At 41.3% G+C, this 26,763-nt stretch carries 21 protein-coding genes; 15 read left to right on the top strand and 6 right to left on the bottom strand.

Annotated elements, in window-relative coordinates:
- Positions 1 to 4 precede the first annotated feature (4 nt).
- The 3 genes from LUA90_RS00365 to LUA90_RS00355 are packed head-to-tail and all read right to left on the bottom strand — an operon-like array spanning position 5 to position 5,493.
- A complete protein-coding gene (locus tag LUA90_RS00365; protein ID WP_231489745.1) occupies positions 5 to 3,235 on the bottom strand; it encodes an error-prone DNA polymerase in 3,231 nt (1,076 codons plus the stop codon).
- Positions 3,236 to 3,262: 27 nt separating this feature from the next.
- Entirely contained in the window at positions 3,263 to 4,723 is a 1,461-nt protein-coding gene (locus LUA90_RS00360) for a DNA polymerase Y family protein (protein WP_231489744.1), read from the bottom strand.
- 32 nt (positions 4,724 to 4,755) lie between these two features.
- Positions 4,756 to 5,493 (bottom strand): ImuA family protein, encoded by a 738-nt coding sequence (locus tag LUA90_RS00355; protein WP_231489743.1) that lies wholly within the window; start codon positions 5,491 to 5,493, stop codon positions 4,756 to 4,758.
- A gap of 589 nt (positions 5,494 to 6,082) precedes the next feature.
- On the opposite strand from LUA90_RS00355, the gene LUA90_RS00350 reads away from it, so the two are divergent.
- Positions 6,083 to 6,535 (top strand): JAB domain-containing protein, encoded by a 453-nt coding sequence (locus LUA90_RS00350; RefSeq protein WP_231489742.1) that lies wholly within the window; start codon positions 6,083 to 6,085, stop codon positions 6,533 to 6,535.
- 505 nt (positions 6,536 to 7,040) lie between these two features.
- Here LUA90_RS00350 and LUA90_RS00345 read toward each other — a convergent pair.
- A complete protein-coding gene (locus LUA90_RS00345) occupies positions 7,041 to 7,232 on the bottom strand; it encodes a hypothetical protein (RefSeq protein ID WP_231489741.1) in 192 nt (63 codons plus the stop codon).
- A 783-nt stretch (positions 7,233 to 8,015) separates the two neighbouring features.
- On the opposite strand from LUA90_RS00345, the gene LUA90_RS00340 reads away from it, so the two are divergent.
- From LUA90_RS00340 to LUA90_RS00285, 12 genes are all read left to right on the top strand, one after another.
- Positions 8,016 to 9,125: an XdhC family protein gene (locus tag LUA90_RS00340; protein ID WP_231460280.1), complete on the top strand. Its 1,110-nt coding sequence runs from the start codon at positions 8,016 to 8,018 to the stop codon at positions 9,123 to 9,125.
- Positions 9,125 to 9,715, top strand: coding sequence for an NTP transferase domain-containing protein (locus LUA90_RS00335; RefSeq protein WP_231489740.1), 591 nt, complete (start codon positions 9,125 to 9,127; stop codon positions 9,713 to 9,715). Before LUA90_RS00340 ends, LUA90_RS00335 begins: the two co-directional genes overlap by 1 nt.
- A complete protein-coding gene (moaA, locus tag LUA90_RS00330; RefSeq protein WP_231489739.1) occupies positions 9,712 to 10,692 on the top strand; it encodes a GTP 3',8-cyclase MoaA in 981 nt (326 codons plus the stop codon). Before LUA90_RS00335 ends, moaA begins: the two co-directional genes overlap by 4 nt.
- A gap of 4 nt (positions 10,693 to 10,696) precedes the next feature.
- The gene (gene glp, locus LUA90_RS00325) at positions 10,697 to 11,875 is read left to right on the top strand and encodes a gephyrin-like molybdotransferase Glp (RefSeq protein WP_231489738.1); all 1,179 of its coding nucleotides are present in this window, start codon (positions 10,697 to 10,699) and stop codon (positions 11,873 to 11,875) included.
- A gap of 7 nt (positions 11,876 to 11,882) precedes the next feature.
- Positions 11,883 to 12,623 (top strand): sulfite exporter TauE/SafE family protein, encoded by a 741-nt coding sequence (locus tag LUA90_RS00320; RefSeq protein ID WP_231489737.1) that lies wholly within the window; start codon positions 11,883 to 11,885, stop codon positions 12,621 to 12,623.
- Between the two features lie 32 nt (positions 12,624 to 12,655).
- The gene (locus tag LUA90_RS00315; protein ID WP_231460285.1) at positions 12,656 to 12,889 is read left to right on the top strand and encodes a MoaD/ThiS family protein; all 234 of its coding nucleotides are present in this window, start codon (positions 12,656 to 12,658) and stop codon (positions 12,887 to 12,889) included.
- Between the two features lie 6 nt (positions 12,890 to 12,895).
- Positions 12,896 to 14,008: a HesA/MoeB/ThiF family protein gene (locus LUA90_RS00310; RefSeq protein WP_231489736.1), complete on the top strand. Its 1,113-nt coding sequence runs from the start codon at positions 12,896 to 12,898 to the stop codon at positions 14,006 to 14,008.
- Positions 14,005 to 14,448: a molybdenum cofactor biosynthesis protein MoaE gene (locus LUA90_RS00305; RefSeq protein WP_231460287.1), complete on the top strand. Its 444-nt coding sequence runs from the start codon at positions 14,005 to 14,007 to the stop codon at positions 14,446 to 14,448. Before LUA90_RS00310 ends, LUA90_RS00305 begins: the two co-directional genes overlap by 4 nt.
- Before the next feature lies 1 nt (position 14,449).
- A complete protein-coding gene (gene moaCB, locus LUA90_RS00300) occupies positions 14,450 to 15,355 on the top strand; it encodes a bifunctional molybdenum cofactor biosynthesis protein MoaC/MoaB (protein ID WP_231460288.1) in 906 nt (301 codons plus the stop codon).
- A gap of 110 nt (positions 15,356 to 15,465) precedes the next feature.
- A complete protein-coding gene (locus LUA90_RS00295; RefSeq protein WP_370634340.1) occupies positions 15,466 to 16,245 on the top strand; it encodes a (2Fe-2S)-binding protein in 780 nt (259 codons plus the stop codon).
- A gap of 21 nt (positions 16,246 to 16,266) precedes the next feature.
- Positions 16,267 to 17,280: a xanthine dehydrogenase family protein subunit M gene (locus LUA90_RS00290; RefSeq protein WP_231460289.1), complete on the top strand. Its 1,014-nt coding sequence runs from the start codon at positions 16,267 to 16,269 to the stop codon at positions 17,278 to 17,280.
- A 16-nt stretch (positions 17,281 to 17,296) separates the two neighbouring features.
- A complete protein-coding gene (locus tag LUA90_RS00285) occupies positions 17,297 to 19,423 on the top strand; it encodes a xanthine dehydrogenase family protein molybdopterin-binding subunit (protein WP_231489735.1) in 2,127 nt (708 codons plus the stop codon).
- A 268-nt stretch (positions 19,424 to 19,691) separates the two neighbouring features.
- On the opposite strand, the gene LUA90_RS00280 is transcribed toward LUA90_RS00285, so the two are convergent.
- Positions 19,692 to 20,237 carry a pyridoxamine 5'-phosphate oxidase family protein gene (locus LUA90_RS00280; protein ID WP_231489734.1) on the bottom strand — a complete coding sequence of 182 codons (546 nt, stop codon included), beginning with the start codon at positions 20,235 to 20,237 and terminating at the stop codon, positions 19,692 to 19,694.
- Positions 20,238 to 21,093: 856 nt separating this feature from the next.
- Here LUA90_RS00280 and LUA90_RS00275 point away from each other — a divergent pair.
- On the top strand, positions 21,094 to 22,194 hold the full coding sequence (locus tag LUA90_RS00275; RefSeq protein ID WP_231460292.1) for an AI-2E family transporter: 1,101 nt from the start codon (positions 21,094 to 21,096) through the stop codon (positions 22,192 to 22,194).
- 129 nt (positions 22,195 to 22,323) lie between these two features.
- Here the strand turns inward: LUA90_RS00275 and LUA90_RS00270 are convergent, their stop codons facing one another.
- Positions 22,324 to 23,232 carry an SMP-30/gluconolactonase/LRE family protein gene (locus tag LUA90_RS00270; RefSeq protein WP_231489733.1) on the bottom strand — a complete coding sequence of 303 codons (909 nt, stop codon included), beginning with the start codon at positions 23,230 to 23,232 and terminating at the stop codon, positions 22,324 to 22,326.
- A gap of 373 nt (positions 23,233 to 23,605) precedes the next feature.
- On the opposite strand from LUA90_RS00270, the gene LUA90_RS00265 reads away from it, so the two are divergent.
- Positions 23,606 to 26,407: a PAS domain-containing protein gene (locus LUA90_RS00265; protein WP_231489732.1), complete on the top strand. Its 2,802-nt coding sequence runs from the start codon at positions 23,606 to 23,608 to the stop codon at positions 26,405 to 26,407.
- Positions 26,408 to 26,763 lie beyond the last annotated feature (356 nt).

The raw sequence follows: 26,763 nt of genomic DNA, 5'->3' as shown, positions 1-26,763 counted from the left end.
TTCTCTATTTAAAATTGCGTCCCCCATCAAACACTTGATGAGGGGAGACCTGACGAACCTGTGAGCGTTTGTTCTGAGTAGGATATGGTGGCTCTTTCTCACCTGATCGGGATAAGGTGAGTATAGGTAGGTGATCATCGTCTTTTTCAGTCAGTCCTTTAAGCAGTTTTGTGAAATCAAAGCATTTTGACACGATAACATTAGTCACCTCGCCCTCTTTCTGAACTTTACCCTCCACCATTAGCAACCTTGAATGTAGAATTTCTTTTCGGTAGCTTTCGAACAGTTTTTCAAAAATCACCACATTAAACCATCCAAATTCATCTTCCAATGAGATAAAGCATACCCCGCCAGCTGTTCCGGGTCTCTGGCGAACGATAATTAATCCGGCGACCTTGATGTGGCTGCCATTCGAAATGGTTTTGATATCCTGTGATGACTTAATGTTAAAAAGTTGTAATTTTTCTCTTATCAGACTAACCGGGTGGGCTTTAAGTGATAGGGAAGTTGAGGTGTAGTCTTGCACAACATGCTCTCCCTGAGACATTAATGGTAATTGTATCTGTTGTTCTTTTTCTGATGAAGATGGCTGTCCCTTGAAGGCACCTATGGGCCGGTCTTTTAATGCAGATATTTCCCAGAGAGCCTGCCTTCTATCCATACCTATTGATCTGAAAGCGTCAGCATCTGCAAGGATTTCAAGCGCAGCAATAGATACACCCGCATCCAGTAGTGAATGTAGGTTCTGATAGCCCGAGAATCTACTTTTTATCAAAACCTCTATATCCTCCTCTTTGACTCCTGATATTTGCCTAAATCCTAATCTTAAACCACAATATTTTCCCGTTTTCTCTTCTAATTTATTGTCCCAGTCTGATAGATTTACGTCTATTTCTTTAATTTCTACACCGTGATTGCGAGCATCGATAACCAATTGAGCAGGCTGGTAAAAGCCCATTGGCATAGAATTCAGAATCGCACAGGCAAACACGTCAGGATAATAGCATTTCAGCCAGCAGGAGACATACACTAAAAGCGCAAAACTTGCTGCGTGGCTTTCTGGGAAACCATAACTTCCGAATCCTTCCAATTGCTTAAAAACTCGGCGTGCAAATTCTTCTGTGTATCCGCGGGCGGTCATTCCGTCCACTAATTTTTTTTCAAATTTAGTCACCATTCCATGCATCTTGAAGGTAGCCATGGACCTTCGCAGTTCATCAGCCTCGGCTGGAGTAAAACCAGCGGCCACAATAGCGATCTTCATTGCCTGTTCCTGAAATAGCGGTACTCCGAGGGTTTTGCCTAAGATTTCCTCAAGTTCCTTTGAAGGATAGCTTATGGGCTCTTCTTTATTTCTTCTGCGAAGATAAGGATGGACCATATCACCCTGAATAGGTCCTGGACGTACAATGGCTACTTCAATAACCAAGTCATAAAAACAGGATGGGCGAAGTCTAGGAAGCATCTGCTGCTGTGCCCGGCTTTCGATCTGAAAGACGCCTATTGTGTCTGCATGGGAAATCATCTCGTAAACCTTGGCATCATCTTCTTTATTGATTGATGCCAGTGTAAGGTCTAAGTCATAATGTTTTTTAGCGAGATCGAAGGCTTTGCGAATGCAGGTGAGCATACCTAAAGCTAGCACATCTATTTTGAGGAAACCTAAAGCATCAATATCATCTTTATTCCACTCAATATTTGTCCGATTCTCCATGCGTGCATGAAAGATCGGGCAGAGGTCGGTAAGTTTTCCAGCGGTGATCACAAATCCCCCGGTGTGCTGGCCAAGCTGACGGGGAAAGCCCATCATCTGTTTTGTTAAATTTAGTACTTTTACCAATAACGGATCTCTTGGATTCAAGCCCTGCTCAGAGACCCGTTCACTTTCAAACCACTCATCTGTAAATTCCCAGATAGAAGCAGACAGCCGGTCAATTGTATCGGTTGATAGACCCATTGCTCTGCCAACATCTCTCAGTGCTCCTTTTTGGTGGAGCTGAGTTACCGTAGCTACAATAGCTGCCCGGTCCCGGCCATATTTCTCATAAATATACTGGATCACTTCCTCCCTTCGCTCATGTTCAAAGTCTACATCAATGTCTGGGGGCTCATTTCGGGCAGAAGAAATAAAACGCTCAAATAGTAAGTCAAATTTTGTTGGATTGACGGAGGTTATCCCGAGGCAATAACAAATGGTGGAATTTGCCGCAGAACCCCTTCCCTGGCAAAGTATTCTCTGTTGCCTGGCAAACCTCACAATATCATAAACAGTCAGAAAATAAGAGGCATAATCCATTTCCTTCACAAACTTCATTTCATGGGTTATGTTTTTGATTACTTTTTCGGGTAGGGGAAGTCCAAACATTTCTTCAGCACCTTTCCAGGTTAGGTATTCCAGTTCTTCCTGTGGGGAACGCTCACCCGAAAGTATTTCATCGGGATATACATATTTTAGCGAGTCTAAACTAAATTGGCATTTTTCTGCAATAATGGTTGTATTCTCGATGGCCTCTGGATACTGCCGGAAAAGGCGGTGCATCTCTTCTATAGGTTTTAAATGCCTTTCGGCATTCATTTTTAAAAGAAAACCTGCATTGTAAATGGTTGATTTTTCACGTACACAGGTTAAGATGTCCTGAAGTTCTCTTCTTTGCTGATGATGGTAAAGTACATCATTTGTAGCCACCATACCCAGTGCAAGCTTTTTACTCAGTTCATTCAGGCGGAATAGCCGTTTTTGGTCCTGCCCCTGGTACAATCGATTAGCAGCAAGGTAAAGCGAGCTGCCAAGCATGTCTTTGTATTCTTTTAATGCTGCAATAAAGCGTGAGTCAAATTCAAAGCCTAGTGAAAGTTCTTCCGGGGCAATGGCGATGAAAAGTATCTCCTTTTGGTTAATGTAGATGTCATTTTTATAGAGAAAACATTTTCCTTTCTCAGCACGCATGTTGCCCTCGCTCAACAGAGCAGATAAGCTGCTGTAGGCCTCTTGTGTGGTTGGGTAGGCGAGTAGTGGTGGTCCGTCCAGCAGTTCAAGTCTGCAAGCCGGAATAATTCTAATATTATGATTTCTTGAAGCAGTGTGTGCACGTACAATTCCGGCCAGGGTGTTCACGTCTGTAATCGCAATCTTGGGATAGCCGAAAATCGCCGCCTGTTCGATGAGCTCCTCCGGATGGGATGCACCTTTCAAAAAACTAAAATTGGAGGTCGTTTGCAGTTCGCAGTAGCTCATAATTAATTCTATTCTTAACTTTTATGGTTACGCGAAAAATCCGTGCAGGAACCACTCAGATGTATCCTCATTGTAGTGGCCCGATCTGAATACCCAATATCTGCATCCCTTATCATCTTCTAATATGTAGTAGTCACGGTGCTCTCCCTGAGAGAGCCACCATTCCTGCTCGATGCGCTCTGGCCCATCTGCTTTTTTTACCCAGTGCAGCTCCTCCTTGTAACGAAAGCTCAATGGCGGGTAATCAGGTATAGGCGCTGTGACTTTGATGGCAGCAGGTTTATGCAACATTTCCATGGGGCGGGGATTTGCTTTCTGCCATTTAATTTCCGTTTTTTCATCCAGTGTTATGGCCTGACGAAGAGAGCGCTCCGGCCAGTAGTGGGCCTGAGGGATGTATCTTTTTATGGCTTGATGGCCAACCTTTCCTGCAAGTCTGTCCAGTAGCTGGGCAAGATTCTGATCTTCAAGCCCGAAGTTTCCGCCCCAAAGTTTCTCTTGCTCAATAAGGACCTGCTCGGTTTTACTTGCCGTCAAGATAAGAAGTTCTATGCCTAGCCCAGGCGCTATTTTATCTATCTTAAGCCCAAATAGTTTCGTCAAATGTTTAATGTTATGGGTGGACTGATTGGTGCCAATTTGTATTTCGGTTATTTTACCATCCAAACGGTAGCATTGCAAGTCGGCTAATCGGATTCCCTGTCCTTCCTTTGATAATCTTTTGCATAGCAATTCTAGCAGTTTCTCAATCCCAATTTCAATGGCTGAGCGGGTTTTGATAGGTTCTAAGCAAACCAGACGCTCCTGGTAGGGCGCTTTAAAAATGATTGGCGTAAAGGCTTCCTCTTCAGTGCCAAGTGCTTGGCCAAGACGGCTTAGCATTTCGGTTCCAAACCTTCTTCTTAATATGGATGCTGGCATTTGAATAAATTTTCCAATTTTATCAAATCCGAGTTTATGTAATCTTTCGATAACGGGTTGCGTTAGGCGTAAGGCGACAGGGGGTAGGTTAAGTAAGGCATTATACTGTTGTCCGGAAGGTATTATTGGTAATTTATGCCCAAATCTTGCGATAGCCCAGGAGGTACCTATTGAATCTGATAGGCCCCCAAGACAGTAATAACCGAATTGTTCAAGTTTGCTTAGAATGTTTTTCAGGTATTTTTCTTCTCCTCCAAAAAGGTGAGCGCAGCCAGTGCTGTCCAGCACTATGCCGTCCGGTAATTCTACGGCAACATTAGGTGAATAGCGTATTGCCCATTTTGCGATTCTAAAAAGTAGCTTTTGATTGAAATCAATTTTTTCATCAAATGCTAATATATCCGGCACTAATGCCTTGGCATCTGCAAGAACCATGGGAACATGTATGCCTTGCTTTTCAGCCTGGCGCGATGAGGCAGTCACCATCATTCTATTTTTCTGGGACATGGTAAAAACATAACAGGTATCCTTAAGTTCTGGTTTTCTGATGGCAAGACGATCTGTCAAAAGGTTTGGAAAGTATATACTTAGGTACCTGCTCATGCAATTTTTTCCTTCACTTCTTTTAAAACAACTGGATGACTACTTTCTACCGGAAGAAACCTATTATCCGCCCATTCCAGAAGAAACGTACCGCCTTCAGCATTTTTGACCTTAATTAAATTTATCTCCCATCTTGGATTTCCTACCCCAGGCAGGTTATTTATCGTTGCTGATGGATAAGGTTTGATCGCCCACCTAGCGGTACAAGCAGTAGCGGAGATTCTTGATTTTGATCGCTTTCTTAAAATAAATCCGGTAACATGACTTTTTTCGGTAACAAGTTGCAACCTTCGACTTTGTGCAAAATCCACGTCTGGAAGCTCCGCAATCACGCAGGCAAGCCCCTCACATTTCAGCGCTTCTTCCAACACCCATAGAATATCTTTTTTATAGTTTAGGTCGATAAAGATGATGTGTTGTGGATCGGCACCAAAGATTTCCAGTGAGGGCGGAAAAAGTTTTCGCTCTTGGCTAATCCATAAGCAGGAGCGCCCGTTTTCCATGAGCTTTGACAGCAACCCTGTCATGAAACCTTCGCTTGCTGCCGCTTCTTCTGGGCTTTCTGCAAGAAATTCGTGAATGGTTCCAGTAGGAAAAGTGCTGGTCGGAAAACAGGATTCAATGGGACCGAGACCAAAGCTATTGCCTGATGCTTCCGGGAGTGATTTATACCCCTGCATTTCTAATAGCTGCTGTCGCAACTTAGCTAATATTTCCTGCTTTTCCACTATCATTGAATATAACTCTCCTAATTTTAAGCTGATTTCAACTTATTATTATACAAATATATTACTAATAATATTAGTAACTACTAACAAAATTAGTTATTTTTTCAACAATTTTACATTTCTTACTTCCCGGTTATAGACAAGATTATCATAAGTTTTATGCGTGATTAGGAGGGTGTTTTATTTCAATTCTTATTAGTTACGGATTATTCTACTACTTCCACTTTTTTTTATTGTCTCGGTATAAAACTATTACATAGGTAGATTAGCTTTCTTATCTGATATTTGCTTTTGCCAATCTGTGATTGAAAGTTATATTTTTTAGGTAGGTCTTATCCTGAATGATATAAAAAATGGTTCCGTTTTACCTTCCATTTTTAGTTTCGTATTTCCAGAAAGTTCTCGAATTGATGTGTGAAGAAGTGGATGTATCTAATTTTGTTTCAAATTTAAGGTTCAGTTGCGGCATGCAAAGGAATTTCCGGCATAAACCCGCTTGTAGCCTTTTCAACTCGAATCCATTTATTCCATTCCTCCTTTTGCTTTGGCGCAAGGGCTGAACCTTTTAATGCACCATAATTAAATCTTAAATATTATGGAAAAGCAATTTAAAGTTTCAGAAATCGAAATCAGTTATCGTCCGGCTTATAAACTTTCGGAAAAACCTAAAGTAATTTCTTCGGATACTGCTTATGGGGTTTTCAATCAGTGTTGGAATGCTGACAAAATGCAATTACTTGAAGAATTCAAAGTGATGTTGCTCAACAGGCAAAATAGGGTGTTGGGTGTACTCAGTGTCGCTCAAGGTGGCTTTTCAGAAGTTATGATTGATCCAAAGGTGGTGTTCTCCGCGGCGTTGAAAGCTTGTGCGAGTGGGATAATCCTCGCTCATAATCATCCTAGCGCTGAACTATGTCCGAGTGAGGCCGACATCCGATTAACCAAAAAAATGATGGATGGCGGAACATTGCTTGGGATAAAGGTGCATGACCATATCATCCTTTCCGCTTATGGTTATTATAGTTTCACTGATGAAGGCATGATGTAAGATAGATAAGTATTTTGAGCTATTTTCTGGGATTTTTAGCTTACAAGAGCGTTGTTCTTAAACAAAAAAACAAAGCCGAAATTCCCGGAAAAGTCCAATACTTAATAATCCAATAGCGACATAAATAACCTTCAGTTCTTGAGTTTAGGCTCTATTCGAAGGTTTTAACTTTTTCAGTATGCTTAAAAAAAGGATATTTAGATTTAGGGCAGGTAGCAGCTGCTAACAAAACAATGGTTAAAATGAAGGTTGGCCAGTTTTCCTGAAAGCACCATTACTGGAATTTGCTTTGACTAAATCATTTTGTATCAATGTATTTTATAAACAAGCTTTTCTCACCGGGCATGAATCCCGTTTTAGACTAAGCAGTCAATTGTAATATGATGCATGAATCAGTGCCAATTACCTTAGGATAGCCTTTTCTTATTTGTCCAGACCACAATCAAAAAATAAAGATATCAGAATACTTAAAGACCCCAGCGGATGCTGGGGTTTTAATCTATCTTTAATTGGACGGTACTGGATTTGTGGTAGAATCCGTTCGGACAGTATCACTCATTTGCTGATTGTTGGTCGCTGTGGTGTCAATTGTATCGGTATTAATTTCCGACTCACGATTTTTCTCTTCAGTATTGTTATTGCATGCGCCTAAAAATAGGAACACTCCGGCAATGGCGATTAATCTTAATGTTTTCATAATTTTCCTTATTGATGTAATTAAAGAACATCATAGTTACAGAAAGGTTCGAATTCTTTTAGGATGGATGAAATTTTAACTGAGCCATTATACAACTCCCATAATTTCCGGTTTTTTATACTTTCCGTATTGCATCCAATCGCTGGATTTAACTATTCTAAATCTTGTTTTTTACAACTTCAAAGGATTGAACATGATTGTATAACTTTTAGACAAAAATCTTCGGCATAAGTATCTTAACCAATCAATACTTAATATTGAGTATTGTTTGTAGAGATTAAATTATATAGGATTGCAGAAGACATTGTAGTCATGGGGATCAATGGATGACGATCCTCCAACCTTTCGGATGAAAGAAGAATCCTCTGATATGCAAATACCAGGGGATTTATTTTGTCTTTTTATTTCATTCGGTGTAAACGGTAATAGGTTTTCAGCCTACCAACTTTATTAGAAGATTAAGATTTTAAATATATCAAATTGGAAGAACAGGATCTTTTTGACATAGAAACAGATGAACATGCCGATACCATAAACCCCCTATTTTGATTTTTAGCATTGGAAGCCTGTTGTTTTAGCCTTGCTGATGTAGGCACACCGGGCATTAATCTGATGTGTGAAAAATAGCCGCTTTCAACGTTTCCGTATATATACTAAAACTGAAAATTATACATTGCGCTTATTGGTAATTTATTTAACACAACAACACTTTAAAGTCTTTCTTCTGTTACCTTTGGACGAGCTGATTTTTTATTTTGAATTTTTAAGTTTTGCAAAATACCTATGAAAGAAATTGTTGATATCCTTGATGCGTACAAAGAAGCTGTATCGACAGGTAAAAGAGCTGCTTTGGCGACTGTGGTAAAGGTGGATGGTTCCTCATATCGCAGGCCGGGCGCAAGGATGTTGGTCACCGATGATGGAAACCTAACGGGTGCGATAAGTGGTGGTTGCCTGGAAGGGGATGCTTTGAGAAAGGCCTTATCTGCAATTCATCAGGGTGAGAATAAACTGATAAGATACGATACCACCGACGAAGATGATGCTAAGTTTGGTGTGCAACTGGGTTGCAATGGTATTGTCCACATTCTCTTTGAGCCCATTTTTGCGCAGGATGAGATAAATCCAATCGAGTTATTGAAAGCGGCAAACGCCAGTCGAGAAAACTGTGTAATGGCTACACTTTTTGCGATGAATGATAAACAACAGCCTGGTTCTGTTATGCTTTTTAGGGAGAATGACTCGACGGATAAACTCGATTCTGAAATTGCCGGTTCGGTTAAAAACGATGCTTTTGATGTGCTCAAACTCAAACGCTCCACAATGGAGTCTTATGTAGTCTCGGGCAAAACATTTGATGCTTTACTGGAGTTCATTCCGCCTCCTATACAACTTGTGATTGCTGGGGCCGGAAATGATGCGCAACCGTTAGCAGAAATGGCGACCTTTTTAGGCTGGGAGGTAGTGGTTGTGGATGGGAGGCAAACCCATTGCACGGCCCAGCGGTTTCCAAAAGTGAGCAAGACCCTGGTGTTGAAACCTGAGCAGTTGCTGCATCAGCTACGAATTGATGAACAGACAGCCTTTGTGCTCATGACCCATAATTATAATTACGATTTAGCATTGCTGGGCATTTTGCTTCATTCAGAAGCCCGATATATTGGTACTTTAGGTCCCAAAAAGAAATTACTAAGAATGTTGGAGGATTTAGCGCAGGAAGATGACGCTGAAAGGGTGCACGGACCCATTGGCTTAGATATCGGAGCGGAATCACCGGAAGAAATTGCAGTTTCTATTGTAGCAGAAATTAAAACTGTTTTTACCGGCGCATCCGCAATGATGTTGAAAGAAAAGAAAAACCCCATCCACTTTTACCAGGTGAAAGCAGATTAATGAGTACGGCAATTATCATACTGGCCGCTGGGAATTCCAGCAGATTAGGCAGACCAAAACAGTTATTACAATATAAAAAGCAAACGCTTTTAGCCTCAGTGACCGCTTCAGCTTTAAATACCCCGTTTCATCCGGTCATCGTTGTGCTTGGTGCATACTCAGATGCTATTAAAGCTTCACATAATGATCCGCAGGTTATTTATCTGATCAATGAAGATTGGGAAAAGGGGATCTCTTCAAGCATCAGCCTGGGCGTTAAGAAGGTTTTAACAGATTTTAAAAATATAAAAAACGTAATAATCACTGTCGCAGACCAGGCCCATATCAACCCGGAGGTATTTAAAGCATTGCATACAAAGCACCTATCGGATAAGAAAAACATTGTAAGCTCAGCTTATTCAAAAACAACAGGTACACCAACCTTGTTCAATAAGAAGTATTTTACTAAATTGGTAGGCGTTCAAGGCTCCCATGGCGCCAAAGAATTAATACAACAGCATATCGATGATAGTGCTTCAGTTGCATTTGAACTTGGAAGCATTGATATCGATACTGAGCTTGACTACCAAAATTTAATCAACCCTAAATGATAGCAGATTCCTTCGGCAGAGTGCATGATTATTTGCGTATATCGTTAACCGATAACTGTAACTTCCGCTGCTTTTACTGTATGCCAGATGAAGACTATGACTTCACACCAGCATCCAGGCTCATGCAGCCTGCGGAAATTTTATCGATTGCTAAAACTTTCGTGGAACAGGGCGTAAAGAAAATCCGACTTACCGGTGGGGAACCCCTGGTAAGAAAAGACGCTGCAGAAATTATTTTGGGTCTTGGAAAACTTCCGATTGAATTGGTTATCACCACCAATGGCACCCGTATCGCTGAAATGCTGCCTGTTTTGCTGGAAGCAGGCATAAAAACGGTAAATATCAGTTTAGATACATTACAGGCTGAAAAGTTTTTGCTCATTACCAGAAGAGATGTTTTTCACCAGGTGCGCAGTAATGTTGAATTACTGTTGCAACATAAAATTTCGGTGAAGATAAACATGGTGGTGATGAAAGGTTTAAATGATAGCGAAATCAAAGATTTCATCGATTGGACCAGACATAATCCAATTCAGATCAGGTTTATAGAATTTATGCCTTTTGCAGGAAATAAATGGACCAGTAACAAGATGTTTTCGCTGGATGAAATCCTGAAAACAGTTGAGCAGCATTTTATAGTCTTGCCGGTTAAATCTGCTCCAAACGATACGGCAAAAGCCTTTATGATTCCAGGACATGAGGGCTCATTTGCGATAATCAGCACTATGACAGCGCCATTTTGCAGTACCTGTAACAGAATGCGCTTAACCGCTGACGGTAAATTAAAAAACTGCTTATTTTCAGTTGGGGAAACGGATCTATTGAGTGCTTTCCGCGCTGGGCAGGAGATCCTGCCTTTAATAAAGGCCTCAATTTGGTCTAAAGAAAAGGCGCTTGGTGGACAGTTAGGTCAAAATTTTGAAAACCTGGACCCCGAAACCCTTAGCAATAGAAGTATGATTACCATTGGTGGCTAATTTAATGATAGGGGTAGAACAAGCAAAAGATTTTATCGCCGGGCATTCTATAATGCTTTCACCGGTCGAGCAGCATATTTCCTGCTCACATCAGCATGTTTTAGCAGCAGACGTATTTGCCATCTGCAACATTCCTGCCTTCAAACAGTCCTCTATGGATGGTTATGCCATAAAATTTACCGATAGACATTCAGCACTTGATCTGGTTGGTGAAATGGCAGCCGGAACTTCACAAGACGGTGAAATTTTAAGCGGGCAAGCCTGCAGGATTTTTACGGGGGCACCATTGCCAAAAGGCGCAGACACGGTAGTGATGCAAGAGAAAACAGGTTTCGATGGCGGCCAACTGGTCATTCAAGACCCAAATCTTTCTCTAGGTTCAAATACCAGAAACGAAGGCTCAGAAATTAAAACCGGAGCGCTAGCCATGCTCAAAGGTAATCTTTTGACTCCGGCAGCCATTGGATTTTTAGCTGGCATAGGCATCACTCAGGTTTTGGTGTATCCTATGCCGAAAGTTTCGATTATTCTTACGGGAAAAGAACTGACTAAGCCGGGTTCAGTCCTGCAGTTCGGGCAGGTTTATGAATCCAATTCCTATTCATTGAGGGCTGCGCTGCAACAGGCTGGAATAAAGGTGCTAAAAATATTTGAAGCGGATGATGATCTCGAGGTTTTAATACAGGTTATTCAGCAGGCGTTAGATATAAGTGATGTGGTGATTTTAACAGGTGGGGTTAGCGTTGGCGATTATGATTTTGTTTTAGATGCGTCCAGATGCTGTAATATTGAGCATATTTTTCATAAAGTAAAGCAAAAACCCGGTAAACCATTATTCTTCGGAAAACTCAATCGGAAACTGGTGTTTGGTTTGCCTGGTAACCCATCATCTGTTTTAAGCTGCTTTTATAATTATGTTTTACCTGCAATATGCGCTCTTTCCGGTAAACAAAATCCCGTAAATCAAATTAGGGCAGAATTGTTAAATCATTATAAAAAACCTATCGGACTCACTCATTTTTTAAAAGGAAATTATTTGGATGGCAAAGCATCAACACTGGATGCACAGGAATCCTTCAGACTGCGTTCCTTCGCGCAGGCAAATTGCCTGATTATCCTGGATGAAGATCGTGACAATTTTACACCAGGCGAGATTGTGAATGTTTTATTAATACCCGAATAATAAGAGAATGCAGGCAGAACTCCTACTTTTTTTCGGGCTTTTATTCATTGTAGCTTTTCTCTATGCTTCCGTTGGGCATGGTGGCGCAAGCGGCTACCTTGCTTTAATGGCTATTTTTTCAATCTCGCCTCTGATAATGAAACCAACGGCACTACTATTGAATCTTTTTGTTTCCTCAGTTTCCTTCATTCAGTTTTACCGTGGCAGGCACTTTAAATGGAAAATATTCTGGCCTTTTGCTTTAGCCTCCGTTCCGCTTTCTTTTTTAGGTGGCACGATGGCAACCGACAGCAATCTCTACAAAAAAATATTAGGCGTTTTATTGCTTATACCGGTAATACGTTTTTTCTTTTTTAAAAATACCGAACCAAAAGATTTTAAAGCGGCAAATTTTGCCCTTTCTTTAATTATTGGGGGTATCATCGGTCTGCTTTCCGGTATGATTGGTATTGGGGGAGGTATTATTCTTTCGCCTATTTTGCTCCTTTTGAAGTGGACAGATCAAAAACAAACAGCGGCCATAAGTGCGGCATTTATTTTCGTCAATTCAGTTTCAGGACTTGGCGGCCAATTGGTTAAAGGCATCACTTTTAATCAGGATATGATTGCCTATGTTCTTGTGGCCTTTGTTGGCGGCTGTTGTGGCGCTTATTTTGGCGCTTTAAAATTTCCTCAATCAATCTTAAAAAATGTTCTGGCCTGTGTACTAGCACTCGCAGCATATAAATTACTTTTCACTTATGCTTAAGATATCATAGATTCTTAAGGTAAATTAGCAATATGGAAATCAATATTCTGAGCTTTGGCAAAATTGCCGAAATTATGACCATCACTAGTCTGAAGACTGATGAGCCTATGGATACAGATGGCTTAAAACTGCAACTGGAAGAATCTTATCCTGCGCTTAAAACAATTAAATATAAACTGGCCTTGAACAAGCAAATTGTGCAACAAAACCGCAAACTTTTATCGGGTGATGTTGTTGCGATTATGCCACCTTTTTCCGGAGGATAGCAATAAATGAGTGAACGTTACAACAGGCAGGTGATATTAAATGGCTTCGGGCTGTCCGGTCAGCAAAAGCTTGCGAAGGCGAAGGTGCTCGTTATCGGGGTTGGCGGGTTGGGTTGTCCTGCGCTTCAGTATCTTGCCGGGGCCGGGATTGGCACACTGGGCTTTATCGATGGTGATAGGGTTTCGATTAGTAACCTGCACCGTCAGTTATTATTTAAAACCAGCGAGGTTGGCAGGTTAAAAGTTGAACTGGCAGCAATCAGTCTTTCAGCCTTAAATCCTGAAATTATATTTAAACCTTACCCGTATTTTATTAACCAGGCTAACATCCTGGATATTCTGAGGGATTATGACTTAGTCATCGATGGAACAGATAATTTTAATGCCCGATATCTGATTAACGATGCCTGTGTCTTACTTAAAAAACCCTTAGTATTTGCAGCAGTTTCCGGTTTTGAAGGACAGCTGGCTGTTTTCAATGTGCCGGATGTGAACGGAATAAGCACCAATTACAGGGATGTTTTTCCAATACCACCTGAAAAAGGAGAAATTTTGAATTGCGCTGAAAATGGTGTTATCGGTGTATTACCAGGTATATTTGGGACGATGCAAGCCGCAGAAGCAATAAAGGTGTTGAGTGGGATTGGTAGGCCGCTGGTAAATAAATTGCTGAACTATAATTTATTGGCGCAATCTGTATATGAAATTGAACTTTCTCCCGGACCGGCAGGCAGTTATGTACGAGCCAAAGATGAAAACTCATTCTTAAGTTTAAGATTTGAGAATTTAACCGCTGATAATGCCGGCGTGGTCGAAATAGATTTTGAAGAATTACAAATTATAAAAGCAAAGGGCAATTGCCTACTTGTTGATGTTCGTGAAGTTTATGAATCACCCAAGTTAAGCTCCGGCGAATACAGACAGTTTCCCATGTCTGAGATTGAAAAGCTAATGAAGGAAAACCTTTTGGAAAAAAATATAGTTTGTATTTGCCAGCATGGAATCAGAAGCCTGGGCGCCGGGGAACAACTCTGTGAAAAATACGGAATTACTAAAAATATTTACAGCCTCAAAGGCGGAATTGCCCGTTGGAAGCAATTTTTTACCTCCCGGTTATGAAAGAGAAGAACATAAAAAATATTTTTGTTGATGGTCCGATAAGCCCTGCTTTTATTGGCGGTAGTATTGCAAAACACAGTGCTAAAAAAGAGATCGGTGGCCATAGTATTTTCTTAGGCCAGGTCAGGGCAGATGAAATTGACGGCAAACGCGTGTCAGCAATCGACTACACCGCTTACCAGGAAACTGCTCTGGAGCAGATGCATGCCATCAGAGCGGAAATATTTGAGAAATATAACCTAACCTGCATGCATGTTTACCAGTCTTTGGGTACCATAAAAACTGGGGAGATTTGTTTATTTGTATTCACCTCCTCAGCCCATCGAAAACCAGCCATTATGGCTTGTGAGGAAATTGTAGAACGATTAAAGGCAGAACTTCCGGTATGGGGCAGGGAAATTTTCGAAGACGGTACGCACCATTGGAAAGAAAATATATAATATGGTAAACATTACGCATAAATCAAATACGCTCCGCATTGCCATTGCGACCGCAACGGTAAAAGTGTCTAAAAAAGAAACAATAGAAGCGGTGGAGCAACGTAGAGTGCCCAAAGGCGATGTCTTCGAATTTGCCCGTGCAGCAGGTTTACTTGGCGTAAAAAAAACAAGTGATGTTATACCCGATTGTCACCCGTTACCAGTAGAGTTTACGGCGATAAGCTATGATATCAAAGATTTATCTATCATCATTTCGGTCGAAGTACATACCATTTATAAAACAGGGGTGGAGGTTGAAGCCATGCATGGCGCATCGGTTACCGCATTGACGATGTATGATATGCTCAAGCCAATTGATAAAGGCGTTGAAATTGAATCGATTAAGCTCCTTAAAAAGTCGGGTGGAAAAACGGATTTTAATCCTTTGGATTTTATGGGTTTAAAAGCAGCGGTTATCGTCTGCTCAGATACCATTTCATCTGGTCGAGGAGTCGATCAATCGGGTAAAATTATTGTATCCAGACTGGAAACCTTTGGTATTCAGACCCAGTTTTATGAAGTCATCCCTGATGAGTATGATACCATTCAGGAAAAAACGAAGACATTGGCTCAAAAAGTTGACCTTCTGATTTTTACCGGCGGCACAGGACTTTCTCCCCGGGATGTGACCAGTGATGCCGTCGGGCCATTGATAGAAAAATCGATCAATGGCATTATGGAAACCGCCAGGCGCTATGGACAGGAACGTATGCCTTATGCGATGCTATCGCGAAGCGTTGGCGGTTTGATAGCCAGCACTTTGGTGCTGACCTTGCCAGGTTCGGTAAAGGGTGCCCAGGAAAGCATTGATGCACTCTTCCCCCAGGTTTTGCATGTTTTTAAAGTGATTAAGGGCGAACGGCATTAAATTCTGTAATATTTCTGATTGGCTGAAACCTTCGCACAATTCAACTGTTCTTTTATGGTAGAGCGGCTAATCAATCCCTCAGCCGCTATGATAACCAGCAGAACAAAAGAATGAATCAGCAAAAAACTCAACTTACAGCGGAGGAAATAAAACTTTTCGGCGACCTCATGCCTGAGGAATTAGCGGAAATTACGCAGTCGGGCTTAAATAGGAGGCATTTCATGAAACTGGTTGGCCTGGCTTCGGCTGGCTTACTGACCAGTCATCTTATCGGGGCTGAACAGCTTTTTGCCCGGGCTGCGGATATAAATATTGAAGATTTACCGGAAAGTGCCATTGAAAACGGTGTGATGGTAAGCTTTAAGGTAAATGCTGCTGATAAAAAGGTGCTTGTAGATTCCAGAAGTAGCTTGCTGGACACCTTGAGGGAAAGACTAGGTCTAACGGGTTCTAAAAAAGGTTGTGACCACGGTCAGTGTGGCGCCTGTACGGTAATCCTGGATGGAAAGCGAATATTATCCTGCCTGACACTTGCTGCAAGTTGTGAAGGTAAATCAGTGATCACGATCGAAGGCCTTGCCAAGGGAAATGAATTAAACCCGATGCAGGCTGCGTTTTTAAAACACGATGGTTTCCAGTGTGGGTTTTGTACACCGGGACAAATCTGCTCGGCAGTGGCATTGATGAAAGAAGCAAAAGATGGTCAGGTGAGTTACCTGACCAAGGACATCCGCACAAAGGCAGCACCGGTAATGCTCTCTGATGAGGAAATTGCAGAAAGAATGTCTGGCAATATTTGCCGATGTGGTGCCTATCCGAATATTGTGGCTGCAATTAAAGAAGCTCAAAGCGGAAAAGATGTTCAACAAAACTGGCTGTTTGCAGGCTAATATTTAAGCAATACCCCAATTATGAGACCATTCAAATATACTGGCGCCAATAGCCCTTCCGATGCGCTAAAGCTCTTGATAAAAAATCCAAATGCGCGTTTTTTAGCTGGCGGAACGAATCTAATTGATTTGATGAAGGAAGATGTAGAAAGGCCTGATGAACTCATTGATTTGACCCGCCTGGATTCGACTTCATTTTCTAAGATCAGTTTTGGTGTAAACACCGCCGGAGTCTCTCTTGGTGCGACGGGTAAAAATACAGATGCTGCACACCATCCCGAAATCCGGCAGAATTTCCCAATTCTTACCAAAGCTATTTTAGCCGGGGCATCTGCTCAGATAAGAAATATGGCTACAAATGGTGGAAACCTTTTGCAAAGGACCCGTTGCTCTTATTTTTATGATACGGCAATGGCTTGTAATAAACGATCACCTGGCTCAGGTTGTGCTGCAATGGAAGGCATCAATAGGATGCATGCCATCTTTGGATGGTCTGAAAACTGCGTGGCTGTATATCCCTCGGATATGGCTGTTGCTTTATCTGCTCTGGATGCGCGGATCAAGGTCATGCAGGCAGATGGTAATGTACGCAGCATCCCTATACACGATTTTCACAGGTTACCCGGAGACCATCCCGAAAAGGATAATAACCTAAACAGAACAGAATTAATCACATCGATTGAAATTCCTACTAATAAATTTGCTGCGCACTCCGCTTATGTAAAGGTGCGTGATCGCAACTCTTATGCATTTGCATTGGTATCAGTGGCGGCTGGTCTGGTGCTGGAGGGAAATAAGATTCTATCCGCACACATAGCCATGGGTGGAGTTGCACATAAACCCTGGCGAGCTTTAAAAGCAGAAGCTTTACTTAAAGGCAAAATCGCCAGTACGGCTAATTTCACCGCTGCAGCACAGGCAGAAATGACTGAAGCAAAACCATTATCGCATAATAAATTTAAGGTGGCTTTAGGCAGGAATACAATTGTTAGTGCTCTGGAAATTGCATTAAGGGGAGCCGAAAGCCCAATCTAATTTATCATTTATCATCATGGAAGAAAAAAATAAATCGATTGGTAAAGCCGTTAACAGGATTGATGGGATTTTAAAAATAACAGGCAAAGCTACGTATGCAACAGATTATCCTATCAAGAACATGGCCTTTGCGGTCATTTTTAAAAGTACAATTGCTTCGGGAACGATTGTAAATTTAGATACCACATCAGCCGAGCAGGCAAATGGGGTACTGGCTGTAATCACCCATAAAAACGCTCCAAGACTAAACGAAAAAGGTGGGATTCGGGGCGGAGCCCTATTACAAAGCCCGGAAATCCTCTTCTATGGTCAGCATATCGGTGTGGTTGTTGCCGAAACCTTTGAACAGGCTAGGCATGCCGCCCATTTAATAAAAGTTGATTATCAGAAAAAAGAAGGTAAAACTGATTTTGAAAAATTAGCTACATCAGCAGGCGCGCCAAGGGGTAAAGAATTGGCTGATCTGATTCGGGGTGATGCGCTAGGCATGTTGGATACTTCGGCAGTTAAGCTGGAAGAAGTCTATGAAACACCAATTGAACACCACCATCCCATGGAGCCACATTCGACGATTGCGGTTTGGGAGGGGGATAAGGTTGTTTTATATAACGGTTCCCAAATTATTAATGGTGCACAGGCTGCTGCAGCAGAAACACTGAATTTAAAACCTGAGCAGGTGAGAATTGTATCTCCTTTTATAGGTGGAGGTTTTGGCTCGAAAGGTGGCCAGTGGGCTAACCTGATCCTGACCGCGGTAGCTGCCAAGGTCGTTAGCCGGCCGGTAAAACTGGCTTTAACACGCCAGCAGATGTTTAATTCGGTTGGACTGCGGCAGCAAAACATTCAAAGAATTAGTCTGGGGGCATCAAAAGATGGTAAGTTAATTAGTCTTGTACACGAAACTACCACGCAAACTGCAATAGACAGTGAGTTCTTAGAACCCTGTGGGGATTGTTCGAAGGTTATGTACGAGGTTCCAAATGCCCTGATTTCTTACAAAGTTGCCCCAATGCACATGATGCTGCCGACCTATACCCGCGGGCCTGGAAAGTCAACCGGAAGTTTCGCCTTAGAATCAGCCATGGATGAATTGGCTTATAAACTGCAGATGGACCCAATTGAACTCAGGATAAAAAACGAACCGCAGAAAGACCCTTCTAACGGCAAGCCCTGGTCATCCAGAAAAACAGTAGAGTGTCTCAGAGAAGGGGCGAAAGCCTTCGGCTGGGCTAACAGAAAAGTAGTTCCTGGCAGTAACAGGGTGGGTGATGATCTAATTGGCTATGGCGTTGCCTGCGGCACTTATCCTGCCAGGCAAAGAGACAGTTCAGCGGTAATTAAGTTAACAAAATCCGGAGAAAATGTCTTTGCCATTGTAGAAATTGCAGCCTCAGATTTAGGAACAGGTACCAACACCATTCTTGCTCAAACTGCAGCCGACGGATTAGGGATCCCTTTAGTTCATGTCACAGTTAAACTCGGTGACTCTGACTTGCCACCCGCTGCAGGCTCTGTTGGTTCTGTTGGAGCGGCTAGTTTTGCAAATGCGGTTAATGACGCCTGCACGAAAATCACGGATGAACTTTTAGCTAGGTCAGCTAAACAGTTTTTCATCCGGCCAACGGCATACCAGCTAATTGTCTCAGAAAACATCAAAAATTATCAAACCAGAGTGGATGCGAAGGCGCCAAAAGAAGCAGAGCAATATTCTGCACACAGTTTCAATGCGAATTTTGCGGAAGTTAGAGTGAATGCGCTAACCGGAATGGTAAAAGTAACGCGGTTTTTAGCGGTCACAGGCGCCGGAAAGATCCTTAACCCTAAAACTGCCCGTTCTCAGATTATAGGTGGTAATGTCTGGGGTATTGGGATGGCCCTTAGTGAGGAGTCGGTAATGGATCCCAGATGGGGTAATTTTGCAACACGTTCCTTTGGAGATTACCATGTGCCAGCAAATTTGGATGTTGGAAAACTAGATGCGATTTTTATTAATGAAGAGGATAAAATCCCTAATAAAATGGGTGTCAAGGGTATTGGTGAAGTCGGTATTGTTGGTGTGGCCGCAGCCATTGCTAATGCAATATTTAACGCTACAGGAAAACGCATTCGAAAATTACCAATAACGCCAGATAAATTAATATAGGTCGCTTTTTAAGAACGAATGGTTGGTGAGCTGCGTATTGCTTTAGCTGTACTTGTATCCATTTATAAATGCTTCCTTACACACTAATTATTTCATCGTGGCGCTTGCCTGAAAGCGCAACGATTTTCTTCAACTATTCTGGTGGACGTTTGAAGCGAATCGGGCTGGTATTAGTGTAGGATAGCTTCTACAAATGGTTTGAAAGGTTTGTAAGAGATTTTAAAGGAGAAATACCGGAAATGAACTTTGCTTTGCTATGTTTTCATTATCAGAACAAAGCGGTCGGTAGTTTATCGAGGCTTAATCTATTTTTTTCCTGTTTATATTGTTCTAGACCTTCCTCACCTTTATTTTCTGCCCATTTTTGTGCTTGGCTCCGCTCTCCGGCATAATCATAATATGGAACACTGAATCCACATGATGTCTGGACTTCAAACACGTCAGCCAGAATAATTTGCCGGGTACCCATTTGTAAATTAAAGTTTTCAGAAAGTGCTGCCCATTGCTTATCACTGGGCAAAACAGTTGTTCCTTTGCAGTATAAACGGAGTATGTTTGGTGGTCCTTCAAAGGCGCAAAACATGATGGTCAGTCGTCCGTTCTCAAGTAAGTGCGCAGAGGTTTCATTGCCACTTCCAACCAAATCCATGTAGGCAACTTTATTTTCACCAAGCACGCGGAATGAATCTAATCCTTTAGGGGAAAGGTTAACATGGCCTTGGCTGCCCAAGGGAGCCGAAGCGGTAAAAAATATTTTCTGTTTTTCGATGAATGCGATGTGCTTATCAAGTAACTGGTTGAAAAATTTTCCCATAATAATGTTATAATTCTGTGCAGAAATGGCCAATCGTTATAAGTTCTATCTTCATATAGTTCCTTAAATTAAGCCATGCCCATTCTCGTAATTAATCCGCATGTTGTTAGCGCGCTGCGCTAAATCTAAATTACTAAAAAATATAATATTTGAACAGTTGTATATGAGCCAGATTTGCTTTCGGGTCGTTTGGTATTTATCAGCTTTTTAATTATAAGCTGGAGTGTTTATTTCTACATCATACTGCTCTTTCTAAGAAGGATAGTAAATAAACCTGTGTGATATGGTTGAAACGATATCGGATAGGCGAGAAACATTCCAGTTTTGATAGACTTTGCCTAAAAATATTTTATCTGTTCAATCCTTTCCAGAGCAATTGATTTGTACATCGAATTTCTTGTTTTTTCATTGAACATGTAAAGGGGGCCAAGTATAATTTTTGAAACAAAAACAATTAGGGTCAAATTGAGTTTTAAGTCTAATTTCCGGTAAGCGGGGGCTTTGGCAGATGGGAATGAACGCCAAGAAATTTTTCAATCTTTTTTAATCCAATATGCACAAGATAGTACCACCAGGAAGTGGAGTACGGAAACTCAATACGGCCCACCAGGCTTCCCGGTCAGTCAAGAAAATTTCTGAAAAGTTTTCCCTCAGCTTATTGGTAACATTTAATGCTGGTGTTTGGCGTTCAGGCAATTGGTCATGAAGATTTTTATAATTAGTACAATTTGTTTTATGTGTGCAGAATGTATCCCCAATAGGATGGCCTACAATCAGCCGGATAATAAGAAGTTAATATAATAGTTGTGAATCCATCAATAAATTTTTCGAGTAATTTTTAGCTATCCAAAAACCAATGAAGAAAGAATTTCCATTTTACATCAAGGCCCCAGTGATTATGCTGGGTTTAGTGATTGCTGTTTTTATTTTAAGTGTGTTAAGAGATATTCTGGTACCACTTGCATTTGCAGCCCTGATTGCTATACTGCTCAATCCATTATCGGTGAGGTTGGAAAAAAAACTTCCGAAAATTGTTTCCATCATTATTGCGATGCTTATTGCGATATTGGTCGTCGCAGGTATTGCCTATTTTTTGTCTTCACAGATAGCGCATTTTTTCGATAATGTGGATGCGATGAAGCAAAAATTTTCTGCATTGCTGGATAATGCTCAAACCTGGCTGGAAAAAACCTTTGGGATAGGTGCCAAAAAACAAATAGAAATGGTTAATGAAGCGGCCAGCAACAGCAAGGCGGTAATCGGTCAGACTTTAAACGGGGCCTTAGGGGTACTGAGTGTTGTTTTCCTTATTCCTGTATACACATTTCTCATTATGCTGTATAAAACGCTGATTCTGAATTTCTTATACGAGGTTTTCTCTAGTGAGAACCAACAGAAAGTGGCTGAGATTTTAGCCGAAACCAAAGCAGCCATACAGAGCTATATTGTTGGTTTACTGATTGAAACAGGAATTGTTGCGGTCATGAACTCCTGCGCGCTATTGGTGCTGGGTGTGCCAAATGCGATATTGATTGGGGTTATTGGCGCCATATTGAACCTGATTCCCTACATCGGTGGAATCATTGCGATTGCTTTGCCGGTACTAATGGCAACGGTTAGTTTCGATGGCTATACTACCCAGCTGTTAATTGTAGCAGCCTATGCACTGATTCAGTTTATCGACAATAACTTATTGGTGCCAAAAATAGTCTCCTCGAAGGTTCAGATTAATGCACTTATTTCGATAATTATTGTACTAATGGGTGCCGCCGTGTGGGGGGTTCCGGGGATGTTTCTATCCATTCCTTTTATTGCGGTACTGAAAATCATTTTTGACCGGATTGATGGACTTAAACCTTGGGGTAAGCTTTTAGGCGATAATATTCCTACCGAACACCTTGGACAACTTAAAAGACTTCGAAGAAGTCGTATTCAGTCAAAACCCAATCGTCATTAATAGTGTAAATTTGATGTTGTTCACATTTGGTGGATGGTGAGGACGGTGATAAAAATCAAGTGGGTATTCCCTTCATGGATTCAGGAGGTCAGTTTTTTTGCAAAAAAATAATCGCTGAAGGTTAAGCAGTTATTCGATGCCACTGACCCGAATAGGAATGGTATAAATGGCGGTCGAAGCGGTAATGAAAAGCTCATTATGGTTTTTTCCGCCAAAACATACATTACTTGTCCATGATTCTTTGATTACTATTTGTCCAATCTTTATGCCTTTTGAATTAAATATGGTAACCCCATCGGCTGCAAGATATAAATTTCCTTGCTCATCAAGGGTAATACCATCAGCACGATGATTGACAAAGAGTTTCTGGCCATATAGCATACCTTTTTTACCTATGGAATAACAATATATTTTTGCCCCACCAATATCGGATACATAAAGGTACCGACCATCGGATGAACTCACAATACCATTTGGTTTGCTGACCTCCTCAGCTGCGACTCTCGCTTTATGGTGTCTGCCCGGGGGCAGGTAATACACTTTCTGTCCTTCTATTTCCGGCTTTTGCCTGGACCAGTAATTCCGCTGGTAATAGGGGTCTGTAAAATATATCCCACCAAATTTATCAGCCCAGAGGTCATTCGGTCCGTTGGGTTTCTTACCATCTATAGTGCATAGCAATATTTTTATTTTTTTATTTTTATCAACAGACCACAATTCATTGTTCTCATCCGCACAGATAAGTAGCTGGCCATTTCTATTGATGTATGTTCCGTTTGCCCGGCCAGCATTATCCATAAACAGGGAAAGTTTACCGTTTAGATCATATTTCCAGATCTGATTATTTGGCTGGTCGGTAAAAAAGATATAGCCCGCTGGATTAACTGATGGGCCTTCTGTGAAAGAAAACTGACGGGAAATGAGTTTTAAACTATCCTGGCTAAATAACTGCGCACCAGCTTTCAGGGCAGTGAATAAAAACAGAAGTATGCACAGCAACGAAAAGGGCAGCGTGATTTTGGATTTTGGATATTTCATGATGATGAATATAGTTTTTAACTATTACCCATAAATATAACAAGTGAATCCTTATTTGATGATACATTATTGGGAAAAATGAGTTATCATGATTATGAGTTAACTTAACTCCAACTGTTGCTTGGGCTTCGGAATGCGCATTGAATAATTGTTTCTTCTGGCTTACGCCGAGCGGGCCAGTATATACTCTGGTAGACGCCCTCTTTAAGCCTTCTGGAGGGTATAGTTTTCTACTTTGATTAACCTTACTGTATAACTGAAACCACATTAATCTGGCAAATCCCGAAAATTAATTAAATTTATTACCGAACATTTATGGAATAAAAATCGTTATAAATAACCTACAAGCGTATTTGTCCGACAAAAATTATATATGAACCCTGCCATTTCTAGCGAGCGTCGTCTTGCTGCACTCTTATGTGATTCTGCTGATTTTGCTTTTTACCTCAGTCCAGACGGTCAGTCAAGACATGATCTTAATGTAACTTCACTACCCCTACTAGTCTGCGAAAGTTATGTTGATTGGCGCCAGAGGCATATTCATATTGATGATATTGATGCGTTCAATGAGCATTTTAGTAAAGCGTTAAATGCGCAGCACAAATTCGAGTTTGAACACAGGGTAATGCAAGAGGATGATTCTATAGGCTGGTCAAAAACCACAATTCTCCCGATCCGGGATGAATCAGGTGAAGTTTTAGAATGGTTTGGCACTACTAGAAATATCAGCGGGAAAAAAGAGGCAGAGACTGCGGTGCAATTGACCCTTCGTAAAGCAGAAGAGCAGCAGATTTTATTTGACACTATCACCTCCACAACGCCTGATTTGATATATGTGTTTCAGCTTGACTACCGCTTTAGTTATGCCAATAAAGCACTGCTCGAGATGTGGGGTAAAAGCTGGGAGGAGGCAATTGGAAGGTCTTTAATCGAAAATGGATACGAAACTTGGCATGCGGAAATGCACGAACGAGAAATTGATGAAATTATTAAGACCGGAAAGCCCATAAGAGGAGAAGTCGACTTTCCACATGCCAGCCTGGGTAAACGGGTATATGATTATATCCTGACTCCCGTATTTGATCATACTCATAAAGTAATTGCAATTTCAGGTGTTACACGTGATGTTACCCTTTATAAAGCACAGCAAGAAGAGAAAAATCAGCTTTCACTTGAGCTTAGTAATAGCACACAGGTAGCTGAAAAGGTTAACGATGAACTTATGGCTGCTCACCGGAAGCTGTCTTCATCACAGAATAAATTAAATGAGGCAAATCTTAATCTGAATCTGATAATCAATATGCTTCCGGCCTCAATAGTTGTGATACGAGGTTATGATCTAATTGTGGAGATGATTAATGAGAGTAACCTTAAATACTGGAACAAGACAAGTGAAGAAGTTGTTGGGAAAAAATTTCTTGATATTTTGCCAGATCTTGCCGAGCAGCCCTTTGCTGCCCAGCTCAGGAAGGTCATTGATACTGGCGAGGTTATCGATGTAAAAGAAAGTCCGGTACTATTTACCATGGAAGACGGTCATATTAGGGAGACTTTTGTGGACTACACTTACCAACCCCTTTATGGTGAGCAGGGAAACCGTAACGGAGTTCTGGTTATGTCATTTGAAATCACTGAAAGAGTGAATCAAAATCGACTATTGGACAAGTACTTAAAGGAGTCAACTGTGCTTAATGAATCCCTACATAATTTGAATGCTAAGCTTTCCGCTAGCGAGGCGAGGTTTAAGTTCTTTATTGAGAAGGCTCCGGTTGCTATTGGTATTTTAAGGAGCAGGGAACTGATAGTGGAAACAGCAAATGAAAAAATTCTGGAAGTTTGGGGCAAAACCGACCGTATCATTGGATTACCCTTGGCGCTGGCGCTACCAGAAATAAAAGGTCAACCTTTTTTGGGGATGTTGGATAACGTTTTTACATCTGGGCAGCCAATACATGCAAGCGAAATACGCGCTATGCTTGAACATGAGGGTTTTATGAAGGAGATTTTTTTCAATATGGTTTACCAACCGATAAAAGACCATAGCGAACAGGTAACAGACATTCTGGTTGTTGCCTCAGATGTAACTGAACAGGTACATGCCAGAAGAGTTGTAGAAAAAAGTGAGCAACATTTTAAGAAACTTTCAGATCTGATTCCTGCGAAGATATATAATGCGCTTCCAAATGGTGAAGTAACATTTTTTAATCAGCATTGGCTGGATTTCTCGGGCTTAGATTTTGAACAAATGAGGGCCTCTGGCTATCAGGAACTTATTCATCCTGATGATCTTGTCTTACTTCAAAAGGGCTTGGATAGGGCAGCTCAATCAGGAAAAGCATTTAGTTCAGAGATTCGGTTTAAAAATATCCATGGAACTTACATCTGGCATTTATATGTATCATCGCCCATCCTGGATGAAGACCAACAGATTACGATGTGGGTAGGTTCTGCAACTGACATTCATGCGCTTAAGGAAGAGGAACAAAGGAAAAGTGATTTCATAGCCATTGTCAGCCATGAGCTTAAAACGCCATTAACTTCCATGAAAGCTTACATTCAGGTACTGCAACTTAAAGCAAAAGCGTTAGCGATTCCATTTGCTACCCAGGCGTTGGATGGAGCAGAAAGGCAAGTACTTAAAATGACGGAGATGATTGATGGATTTTTAAACCTCTCGCGTCTGGAGAACGGCAAATTACGTTTAGATTTTCAAAAAACTGATGCGCAACAGCTGGTTGAGGGGGTAATTAAAGAATTCCAAGCTATTGACGAGACGCATCACATACAATACTTATGCGATAAATCTGTTTACATCACTGTAGACCCGGTAAAACTGGGGCATGTAATTAATAACCTGATTAGTAATGCGATAAAATATTCGCCTATCGGCTCCCTGATCACAATTGACTGCACTATCGATGAACATCGCTTTGTTTTTAGTATTAAGGATAGGGGTATAGGGATTCCTCAACAAGATCTTCCACACTTGTTTGAACGTTTTTTCAGGGTAGAAAGCAACCGTACTTCAACGGTGTCCGGATTTGGAATAGGGCTATATCTTTCTGCAGAAATTATCCGAGGGCATGGGGGTAACATTTGGGCAGAGAGCGAAGTGGATAAAGGCTCCATCTTCAGCTTTGAAATCCCTATAGCTAATCTAAAGATAAGTTATTGAAACTTATTTTTAAATGCTAGAATTTTATGACCTATATATTCAAATCATTATCATGAAAATAGCTTAAGATATAATGAGTAGATAAATAGCCCATTTATGACGATGAAACAGCCCGTAGGCTTGAGATAGGCAAAAATAAAGGTAAACAGTCATTGGCAAAGGAAGACTCCAGGGTATCTGCTGTGCTCTCGAGCGGATTTAATCGTTGACATCTAAGCAGGGTAGATTTTGCTCCCATGAAAGCACATACTCCCAAATGAGGATGGCTGGTTTTCAGTTTATGAGTGAAAATAATTAACATACATCAATATCTTCTTTGGGCAGAGTTTTTAACTTTGTTTGGATAATAAAATAAC

It is taken from the genome of Pedobacter sp. Leaf170 (genome assembly GCF_920984665.1).
Taxonomy (GTDB): Bacteria; Bacteroidota; Bacteroidia; order Sphingobacteriales; family Sphingobacteriaceae; genus Pedobacter.
This window is presented reverse-complemented; position numbering and strand designations above follow the sequence as displayed.